General features: G+C 64.8%; 8 protein-coding genes and 1 pseudogene. All 9 read left to right on the forward strand.

Annotated elements, in window-relative coordinates:
- Window positions 1-1,781 (forward strand): magnesium chelatase subunit D family protein (locus HLUSI_RS0116075; protein WP_016834946.1); only part of this gene is annotated, 1,781 nt, incomplete at its 5' end.
- 7 nt (window positions 1,782-1,788) lie between these two features.
- Complete coding sequence (locus HLUSI_RS0116080) at window positions 1,789-2,532, forward strand: cobalt-precorrin-7 (C(5))-methyltransferase (protein WP_414086979.1); 744 nt, start codon at window positions 1,789-1,791, stop codon at window positions 2,530-2,532.
- Between the two features lie 14 nt (window positions 2,533-2,546).
- A pseudogene (locus HLUSI_RS29015) lies at window positions 2,547-4,120 on the forward strand (precorrin-8X methylmutase).
- Window positions 4,107-5,291 carry a cobalt-precorrin-5B (C(1))-methyltransferase CbiD gene (gene cbiD, locus HLUSI_RS0116090; RefSeq protein WP_016834948.1) on the forward strand — a complete coding sequence of 395 codons (1,185 nt, stop codon included), beginning with the start codon at window positions 4,107-4,109 and terminating at the stop codon, window positions 5,289-5,291. The pseudogene HLUSI_RS29015 and the gene cbiD overlap by 14 nt, the downstream one beginning before the upstream one ends.
- Window positions 5,288-6,040, forward strand: a complete 753-nt coding sequence (gene cobI, locus HLUSI_RS0116095) for a precorrin-2 C(20)-methyltransferase (RefSeq protein WP_040503561.1) — start codon at window positions 5,288-5,290, stop codon at window positions 6,038-6,040. Before cbiD ends, cobI begins: the two co-directional genes overlap by 4 nt.
- A gap of 10 nt (window positions 6,041-6,050) precedes the next feature.
- The gene (gene cobM / locus HLUSI_RS0116100) at window positions 6,051-6,863 is read left to right on the forward strand and encodes a precorrin-4 C(11)-methyltransferase (RefSeq protein ID WP_016834950.1); all 813 of its coding nucleotides are present in this window, start codon (window positions 6,051-6,053) and stop codon (window positions 6,861-6,863) included.
- A gap of 2 nt (window positions 6,864-6,865) precedes the next feature.
- Entirely contained in the window at window positions 6,866-7,669 is an 804-nt protein-coding gene (locus tag HLUSI_RS0116105; protein ID WP_016834951.1) for a cobalamin biosynthesis protein, read from the forward strand.
- Between the two features lie 48 nt (window positions 7,670-7,717).
- On the forward strand, window positions 7,718-9,283 hold the full coding sequence (gene cobJ / locus HLUSI_RS0116110; protein ID WP_029363604.1) for a precorrin-3B C(17)-methyltransferase: 1,566 nt from the start codon (window positions 7,718-7,720) through the stop codon (window positions 9,281-9,283).
- Window positions 9,280-10,280: CobW family GTP-binding protein (locus tag HLUSI_RS0116115; RefSeq protein ID WP_016834953.1), on the forward strand; the 1,001-nt coding region annotated here is incomplete at its 3' end. The genes cobJ and HLUSI_RS0116115, both read left to right, overlap by 4 nt.

Consider the following 10,280-nt stretch of genomic DNA (forward strand, 5'->3'; position numbering starts at 1 on the left):
TGACGGCGGTGTTGCCGCCGGTCGAACGTGTCGCCGGCTGTGCCTTCAACTGCCTGCCGGGCCAGCCTGCGGAGCAGTGCGCGGTTTGCCGGGGCGGTGCCAAAACAATCTCGGCGAACGTGCCTTTCGTCACCTTGCCGCTGGGCGCGACGGAAGACCGCGTACTCGGCACGCTTGATCTGCAACGCGCATTGAAGGGCGAGAAGAATGCCTTGCAAGCGGGCCTGCTGGCTGCCGCGCATCGCGGCATCCTCTACATCGACGAGGTCAATCTTCTACCGGATCACCTGGTCGACGTGCTGCTCGACGTTGCCGCCATGGGCGTCAATTCGGTGCAACGCGAAGGCCTGTCGGTGTCGCATCCGGCGCGCTTCACGCTGATCGGCACGATGAACCTGGAAGAGGGCGACCTGCGTCCGCAACTGCTGGATCGCTTCGGCCTGATGGTGGAGGTCAACGCACCCACCGATAAGACCGTACGTGCCGAGGTGGTGCGCCGGCGCATCGCCTTCGAAGCCGATCCCGCCGCCTTCGCCAGCCAGTGGCAAGACCGCCAGGACGCCTTGCGCAACCAAGTGGCCCAGGCCCAGCGCCTGCTGCCCGAGGTGGTGCTGGACGATGCCATGCTGGAACTGATCAGCCATCTCTGCTGCGAGTTCGAAGTCGCCAGCCTGCGTGCCGACATCGTCATGCACAAGACCGCGCGCGCGTTTGCCGCACTGGACGGCCGCACGCAGGTCACGCCGGACGACGTGCGCGCCGCCGCCGAACTGGTGTTGCCGCATCGCCGCCGCCGCAAGCCGTTCGAGCAACCCGGTCTGGATCAGGACAAGCTGGACGATCTGATGCAGCAAGCCATGCCGCCTGAACGGCAAGACGGCAATGATCAGGAGCAATCGGATTCTTCTTCCGATGGCAACGATCAATCGGAAGGCGGCGACAGCCAGCAGATGTTCGCTGCTGCGAGCGTCGGCAATGCGCGCCAGCTGAAAGTCGACGCGCCCGTGAACAATGTATCCACGCTGGCCGGTCGCCGCAGCGATGCCGCCGACGCCACGCGCGGCCGTATGATCCGCGCCGTGCCGGACAGCAATCCGGCTAGTCTGGCCGTCGGCGCCACCCTGCGCAGCGCGGTATTGCGCAGCGCAGCGGAAGGCGTGGAAGAGGGCGCGGTGCTGCAATTGCAAGCAGGCGACCTGCACGGCAAGGTCAAGGCGGGCAAGACCGCCAACCTGATCCTGTTCGTGGTCGACGCTTCCGGTTCCATGGCTGCGCAGCGCCGCATGGAAGCGGTCAAGGGCGCGGTGCTGGCCCTGCTGACGGATGTCTACCAGCGTCGCGACCAGGTGGCGGTGATCGGCTTCCGTGGCGACAAGGCATCCGTGTTGCTGGCGCCGACGCGCAGCGTCGACCTCGCCGAGCAGGGCTTGCGCGAACTGCCGACCGGCGGCCGCACGCCTTTGCCGCATGCGCTGCAACTGGCCTTGCAGACGCTGGAACAGTCAGCCGGCGTTGCCCCGCCGCTATTGGTTTTACTCAGCGACGGCAAGGGCAACGTAGCGCTTGAAAACGGCGGCGACCCGTGGCGCGAGACGCTGGCGCTGGCCGAGCAACTGGCTGCGCGCGGCACGCCTGCGCTGGTGCTCGACACCGAGACCGGCTACGTCCGCCTGGGCCGTGCCGCGCAACTGGCGCAGGCGCTCGGCGCCGAATGCATGACGCTGGAAGAACTGACGGCCGACAATCTGGCGCTGACGATTCGCGCCCGCATGACTCAATAGAGAATTAATCAAGGAACAACATATGATCATCTGCATCGGAGCAGGTCCCGGCGATATAGGCTACCTCACCCAACGCGGCGCCGAGCTGATTCGCGATGCCGACGTGGTGGCGGGTTTCGACGCTGTCGTCAACGTCGTGCAAAGCATCATCCCGCCGACGGCGGAGGTCATCCTGATGAACTATCGCGACCAGGTGGCGCAGCTTGACCTGGTTGCCGCCGCGCATCATGCCGGCAAGCGCTGCGTGGTGGTGTTCATGGGCGACATCCATTTCAGCGGTTTCCAGTATCTTGAACGCGTCGAGCGCGCCTGCGGCCATCCGGTCGAGACCTTGCCCGGTATTTCCTCGGCGCAAATCCTGGCCTCGCGCGCCAAGGTCTGCTTCGACGAAACCACCTTCATCACCTTCCACCGGCGCGGCGACCTGACGCCGTTCAAGCGCCACCTGGTGCATGTGCTCAATGACGGCCGCAATGCGATTGTGATACCGTGTCCATGGGATGCAGCGCGCTCCTTCATGCCGCGCCATATCGCGGCTTATCTGCTGGAAAACGGCGTGCAGCCCGATCATCCGACCGAAGTCTGGGAAAACCTCACGCGCGGCGACGCCGAGTGGCATGGCTCACTGGCTGAATGCGTGGACAAGGAGTTCACCGACATGAGCATCATGCTGATTCGCACCCCTACACCGATGGACAGCCAGATCGAGCCTCCTCCGGGCGTATCAACTGCGCCTGCGGAGGCGGCGTGAACGCGGCTGCCGACATTGCCGACAGCGCCAAGTTAGTTGACGGCAAGGCAAGCTACGGCATCGTGATCGCCGGTCACGGCAGCCGCGACGCCGACGCCGTGCGCGAGTTCGAGGCGCTGGTCGAGATCGTGCGCGCCCGCGCACCCGGCCGGATAGTGACGCACGGCTATCTCGAATTCTCCAGCCCGACCATCAGCGAAGCGGTCGACGCCAATCTCGCCGCCGGCAGCAAGCAGGTCGCGGTGGTGCCGGGCGTGCTGCTGGCCGCGCGCCATGCCAAGAACGACATGCCGGCCGAAGTGCTGGAGCTGGCGCGCAGGCATCCCGAAGTTGACTTCCATTTCGGCGCGGCGCTGAACCTGCATCCGCAACTGCTGCAACTGGCGCAGGAACGCATCCTCGCCGCCGAAGCGCAATCATCGCAAACCATCCGCCGCGACGATACTTGCCTGGTGCTGGTCGGGCGCGGCACCACCGATCCCGACGCCAACGGCGAAGTGTCGAAACTGGCGCGCATGCTGGAAGAGGGCATGGGCTTCGGCGGCGTCTATGTCTGCTATTCCGGCACCGCCAAGCCGCTGGTCGCGGACGGTTTGCGCGCAGCCGCCCTGCTTGGTTTCGCACGCATCATTGTGTTGCCGTTCTTCCTGTTCGACGGCGTGCTGGTCAAGCGCATCTACGCCGCCGCCGATGACTTGCAGCAGCGCGAGCCGGGTCTGGAAGTATTGAAGGCCGGCTATCTGGGCGTGCATCAACACGTCGCCGACGTCCTGCTGGAGCGCGCACGCGAAGCGGTGGAAGGCCGTGCGGCGATGAATTGCAGCCTGTGCAAATACCGGGTCCAGATCGTCGGCTTCGAAGAGCAGATCGGCGAGCCGCAGCGTGCGCATCATTTGCAGGTGCGTGGTTTGTTGAGTCGCGAAACCCTTGTCGCCGAACCGCAAGCAGAATTCCCACCGTACGTGCCGCATCCGATCGAGAAGGAAAGCTTCGAGATCATCGCCGCCGGCCGCGACTGGTCGATGTTCCCGCCGGCGCACCTCTCGACGCGGTCGACGACATCTATTTTTCAGCCGGTGCGATTGATGCCGGCATCCGCGCCATTCTGCGCTGCAAGCGCGTGGTGACCGACGTGACCATGGTGCAGACCGGCCTCAAGCGTGCGCTGGTCGAACAGCTCGGCGTTGAAACCTGGTGCGGCGTGCACGACCGCGAGACGCATCTGCTGGCGCAGGCGCAGGGCATCACGCGCTCGGCTGCCGGCGTGCGCCGCGCATGGGAAAAGTTCGGCAACGACATCATCCTCGCCATCGGCGATGCGCCGACCGCGATCGTCGAGACCACGCGCCTGATCCGCGAGCACGGCTGGCGGCCGCAACTGGTGATCGGCTTGCCGGTCGGCTTCGTCGGCACGCGTGAAAGCAAGGACGAGTTGCGCCGCTGCCTGCAGGTGCCGCGCATCACCAACAGCGGCACGCGCGGCGGATCGCCGTGGGCGGCGACGGTGGTCAACGCCCTGATGATCGACGCCATCGGACAAGTCATCGCCGCGCAGGAAGCGGAGTTGCAGATCAATGCAGGAGCTTGAACGCGCCGAATTCGACCTCGCCGTGCCGGCCCCCAACGGCCTGCGGCGCGGCAGGACGACCGGCAGCTGCGCCACCGCGGCGGTGAAGGCGGCGCTGACGATGCTGTTGCGAGGAGAAAAAATCGACAAGGCGGAAGTCAGCCTGCCGGACGGCAAGCACTATCTGCTGGTGCCGATACAGGACGTGCGGCAGCTCGATGGACACGACGGCAAGCGCGTGCGCGCAGAAGTCCTGAAAGACGGCGGCGACGATCCCGACAACACGCACGGAGCGACGATTTTTGCGGAAGTGGCGCGTAATGATGCGGGAGAGATTCGCTTCAAGGCGGCGTCCGGCGTCGGCACCGCAACCCAGCCCGGCTTGCGCGTGGCGGTAGGCGAACCGGCCATCAATCCGGTGCCGCGCCAGATGATGCGGCTGGCGGTGGCGGAAGTGCTGGAAGAGTTGAACATACAGGGCGAGACCGGCTTCGATCTCGCCATCGGTTGCGAAGATGGCCAGAAGATCGCGCAGAAGACCTTCAATCCGCGTCTCGGGATCGTCGGCGGGATTTCCATCCTCGGCACTTCGGGCATCGTCGAACCGATGTCGCTGGCCTCGTGGATCGCATCGATAGAAGTGTATATCCGCGTGGCGCTGGCGGACGACAGCAAGCCGGACGGCGTGGCGTCCTGCGTGGCGTACCTGCCCGGCAAGATCGGCCGCACCTTCGCGCGCGACGAACTGGGCTTGCCGGAAGCGCGCTCGGTGCAGATCGCCAACTTCCTCGGCGACGCGCTCGACTTCACGCAGTCGGCCCTGGCCGAGCAGGACGCAGCGTTGGACGTATTGTGGCTGGCGGGGCATCCCGGCAAGCTGGCCAAGGTGCTCGACGGCGTCTGGGATACGCATTCGAGCAAGAGCAACATGGCGATGGGCGGCGTGGCCCGGGTGGCGTCGGAACTGGCGGCAGAGCTCGGGTTTTCCGCAGCGCTGATCGCCGACATGGAAAGTGCAAACACAGTGGAAGCAGCAATCGAACGACTGAAGAAGGAGCCCGGCGCCGTCGCCTTGTGGCGCGCCATCGAAGCCCGCATCGCGGCGCTGGCGCAAGCGCGCCTGCCGTCGGTGAAGCGCGTCGAGGTGCGGCTGTTCGATCTCGAGGGCAATTTGCTGGGAGGCGCAGCATGAAGGCACAACCCGGAATGTTCTGGGGCATCGGCGTCGGCCCCGGACCGGCGGGCTATCTGCCGCTGGCCGCCATGCAGGCCCTGCAGCAGGCCGACCTGATCTACGTGCCGCGCGCCAAGAGTGCCGACACCTCGGTTGCGCTGCAATGCCTGGAAGGCGTCGCCGTCGCGCCGGAACGCCTGCGCGAAGTCGAGTTCAACATGGACCCCGACCGCAACGTGCTGCGCGAACACTATGCACAACTGGCGCAGGACATCGCCGCCGAATTGCAGGCCGGCCGCAGCGTCGCCTATCTGACCATCGGCGACACGCTGACGTATTCGACCTACGGTTACATCCTGGCGGCGCTGAAGGATTTGCTGCCGGCGTTTCCGCACCGGACGTTTCCCGGCATCACCAGCTATGCGTCGGCGGCTGCCGCGCTCGACTGGCCGCTGGGCGTGGGCAAGGAGCGCACCCTGATCCTGCCGTGCCCGGACGACCCGGCAACATTGCAGCATGAGATCGAGACGCACGACATCGTGGTGCTGATGAAAGTCGGCGCGCGCCTGCCGTGGGTGCTGGCGCTGTTGAAAGAAATGGGCATCGCCGGACACTGCGCCTTCGCCCGGCGCATCGGACTGGACGGCGAAGTATTGGCGAACGACTTGCGCGAACTGGAAGCAGGCGACCGGGACCATGCCGTGAGCGGCTACCTGGCCACCATGCTGATTCGCAAGACCGCATTGGAAAAGAGGCATCAGCAATGAAAGCGTATTCATGAAAGTTTACTTTGTAGGCGCCGGTCCCGGCGCTCCCGACCTGATCACGCTGCGCGGCGCCAAGCTGCTCGGCAGCGTGCAGATGGTGTTGTATGCAGGCTCGCTGGTGCCGACCGAGATGCTCCAACATTGCCGGCCCGATGCGGAACTGATCGACACCGCCCAGCTCGACCTCGAGCAGCAACAGGCATGCTACGAGCGCGCAAAAGCGCAGGACCTTGACGTGGTGCGCCTGCACTCCGGCGATCCGGCGATTTACGGCGCGACCGCCGAGCAGATGCGCCGCCTGGAAGCGCTGGACATTGCCTATGAAGTCGTGCCCGGCGTGTCCTCGTTCACTGCAGCCGCATCCGCGGTGACGGCGGAACTGACCAAGCCGGAAGTGTCGCAGACCGTGATCCTGACGCGCGTCTCCGGCCGCGCCTCGGCGGTGCCGGAGCTGGAATCGATTGCGCGTCTGGCCGAACATCGGGCCACCATGTGCATTTTCCTGTCCGGTCCGCATCTGAAAAAGATTGTCACCGACCTGCGCCTGCACTATCCCGACACCACGCCGGTGACGCTGGTCTATCGCGCCACCTGGCCCGATCAGCGGGTCTATCAGGGCACGCTGGCGACCGTGCTGGAAGAAACCAAGCGCGGCGCCTGGAACCTGACCACGATGATGCTGGTCGGTGCCGCGCTGGACAAGGGCCGGCAAGTCGAATCGAGTTTGTATTCCAAGGATTTCACGCATCTGTTCCGCGTGGTGAAAAAGAATAAAGATGCCGCAGAACCCGTGGAAATTTCCATCACCGGAGACGAGGTCTGATCATGAGCAATTCCCTGAAAAACGCACCATCGACTTCTCTCGGCATCTGGCTGGTGCGCGCGGAGAGCGAAGCATTGGCGGCGCGTCTGCAGGGACAGTTGGGCGGCACGCTGTACCGGCCGTGGCTGAACGCGGGCATTCCGCAGAAACAGCAGTTCCGTGCGTCCTACCGCCATCAGGGGCAGTGGATCATGCTGGCGGCCAGCGGCGTGGCGGTGCGTTTCCTGGAAGGCTTGCCGCAGGACAAGCTGACCGATCCGGCCGTGGTGCTGCTCGATGAAGCGGGACGCTTTGCGGTGTCACTGCTCGGCGGTCACGAAGGCGGCGGCAACCGGCTTGCCTATCGCGTCGCCAATGTGGTCGGCGCGGTGCCGGTGGTGACGACTGCAACCGAAGCCTTGAAGCCGCTGGTGCTCGGTATCGGTTGCCGCAAGAACGTGCCGGTGGAAAAAATCGCCGCCGCCGTGACGCATGCATTGGCCCTGGTCGGCCGTCCGCTGGGCGACGTGCGCGAAGTGGCGACCATCGAACTGAAGGCGGAAGAGCCCGGCCTGTTGAGTTTTTGCGCGGCCAATGAATTGCCGCTGCGCGTCATTGCGGCCTCGGACGTCGCTGCGCGCGGCTGGGTCACGGCGCCGTCGGAATGGGTGCAGAAGAACGTCGGCGTCGACGGCGTGTGCGAACCGTGCGCACTGATCGCCAGTCCGCGCGGCGTACTGGCGCTGCCGAAGACCGCGCTGGAAGGCGTGACCGTAGCGATTGTGGAAGACATCGGTTTGCCCGACATGGAAGCAAGCCCGGAATGAAGCCGAGTCACAAGAAATTCACCTGAAATTGAAAAAGAAAGCAGTGTTATGAGTGGAGTATTGAATCTGGTCTCGGTCGGTCCCGGTTTCGGCGACCTGATCGTGCCGCGCGCCATCGCCGCCTTGCGCGACAGCAATGTCATCGTGGCCTACGAGTTGTATCTGCGCTGGATCAGTTCGCATATCGAGGGCAAGGAGATCCACACCCCGCCGCTGACGCAGGAGCGCGAACGCGCCTTGCTGGCGATCGACAAGGCGCGCAGCGGTGAAAAGGTGGCGCTGATCTCGAGCGGCGACATCGGCATCTACGCCATGGCGGCGCTGGCCTTCGACGAGATGAAGGAAGACGACGACTACCAGGTCAACGTCATCCCCGGCGTGACGTCGGCCAACGCCTGCGCGTCCTTGCTGGGATCGCCGCTGTCGCACGATTTCGCCACGCTGAGCCTGTCCAACCTGTTGTGCCCGTGGGAGTGGATCGAGAACCGTGCACGTCACATCGCCCAGGCCGATCTGGCCTGCGTGCTGTACAACGTGCAAAGCGCCGGCCGCCAGGAAGGCGTGTACCGCATCCTCAAGCTGATGCTGGAATCGAAGGCGCCGCATACCTTGTGCGGGGTGGTGAAGAACGCCTATCGCCCCGGCCAGGAAGTCAGCATTCACCGCCTCGACGAATTGCCATCGCTGCAATTCGACATGCTCACCAGCATCGTGATCGGCAACCGCTTCACGCAGCGCAAGCGCGGCTACATCTTCACGCCGCGCGGCTACAACGACTGGCACGACGAATCGGTAGTCGCGGCAGAAGAACCGGCATTGCCGTCGCAGGCGGTGTGGGTCTTCGCCGGCACGAGCGACGGCAATGCGCTGGCGAAGCAACTGGCCGCGCAAGGTCATCAGGTGGTGGTCTCGACGGCAACCGAATATGGCGGTGAGCTGGCCTTGCAGGATTGCCCGGGCGTGACGGTCTGGGCCGGCCGTCAGGGCGTGGAAGCGCGCAAGCAGGCCTTGCTGCGTCACGAAGCGCGCGTGCTGGTCGACGCCACGCATCCTTATGCCACGCTGATGTCGCAGCAATTGATGGGCTTGTCGCAGAGCCTGGGTGTTCCTTATCTGCGTTACGAGCGCCCAAGCGCAATTGCCGATATCGCGAACCATGCGCTTGTCTGCGATTCGATGGAGCAAGCGGCCGAACAGGCGATTGCCAGGGGCGAGCGCATCTTCCTCGCCACCGGCTCCAAGGATCTGGCGACCTTCCTGCAAGCCCCCGGCGCCGATCGCAAGCAATGGTTCGTGCGCGTCACCGCCGAGCCGGAATTCATCCAGCGCGCCATTGACCTTGGCATTCCGCGCAGCCGCATCTGTGCGATGCAGGGACCGTTTTCTCAAGGCTTCAACGAAGCCTTGTGGCGCGACTGGAACATCGATTGCGTGGTGACCAAGGATTCCGGCGATGCCGGCGGTTATCGCGCCAAGGCCGATGCGGCGAAGGCACTGAATATTCCCTTGCTGACGGTGCGCCGTCCGGCACTGGATTATCCGGTGCAGGCCGGCAATCTGGATGAAGCGTTGGCGCAGGTGGAGCGCTGGCAGAAAGAAAGCCAACGCGCATGACGCCAGCGCAGCCTATCCCCGTCACCATCGTCACCGGTTTCCTCGGCGCCGGCAAGACGACCTTGCTGCGCAGTCTGGTGCAACACCGCCAGACGCGCCGGCTGGCCTTGCTGATCAACGAGTTCGGTGAAGTGACGATCGACGGCGACCTGATCCGCGCCAGCAGCAGCGACGCGGGCGGGCAGGTGCGCATCCAGGATTTTCCTTACGGCCTGATCGCCTACGGCGACGACGAACGTTTCATCCCCACCATGCTGGCGCTGGCGGCGCGGCGCGCGCAGGTCGATCACGTGCTGATCGAAACCTCCGGACTGGCCTTGCCGACGGCCGTCATGGAAAGCCTGCAGACACCGGAGCTGGCCGCGCATTTCATCCTCGACGCGACGCTGGCGGTGGTCGATACGCCCTTGCTGCTGGATGACCGCTTCGAGCAGCAGGGCAGTGGCGCCGATGATGCGGTCGCCGCCATGTTCGAACGCCAGCTGGAATACGCCGATGTCGTCGTGCTCAACAAGATCGACGACCTGAACGAAGATCAATTGCTGGATGCGGAACAGCGCGTGCGCTCGCGCGCGCCGAACGTGCGCTTCCTCGAACTGGCGTACAAGGCGCAGCTCGACATCCGCCTGGCGCTCGGCCTGCGGCTGCATCAGCCGACCTTGCAGGCGCATCAGCACACTTATACGCACGTGCGCATGCCCGGCGCCGATGCAAGCGTGCTGAACGACCAGGGGCGTCTGAACGGCCATGCGCATTCCGGCCTCGGCGCCCATAGCCATGGACTGGCGACGCACAAGCATTTCCACGAGCAGGATCCGGGCTGGCTGTCGTTCACGCTGCGCAGCCAGTCGCCGCAACCGGCCGACAAGCTCAAGCAGGCGATTGCCGAAGCCGCAAAGTCGGAGCCCATTCTGCGCACCAAGGGTTTCGTGCGCACGCTGGACGGCAAACGGCCGCAGCTGGTGCCGTGGAAGCAGGTGGCAGTACGGCAAGACGT

Origin of the sequence: Herbaspirillum lusitanum P6-12 (genome assembly GCF_000256565.1) — a bacterium.
In the GTDB taxonomy this organism is placed as follows: Bacteria; Pseudomonadota; Gammaproteobacteria; order Burkholderiales; family Burkholderiaceae_D; genus Herbaspirillum; species Herbaspirillum lusitanum.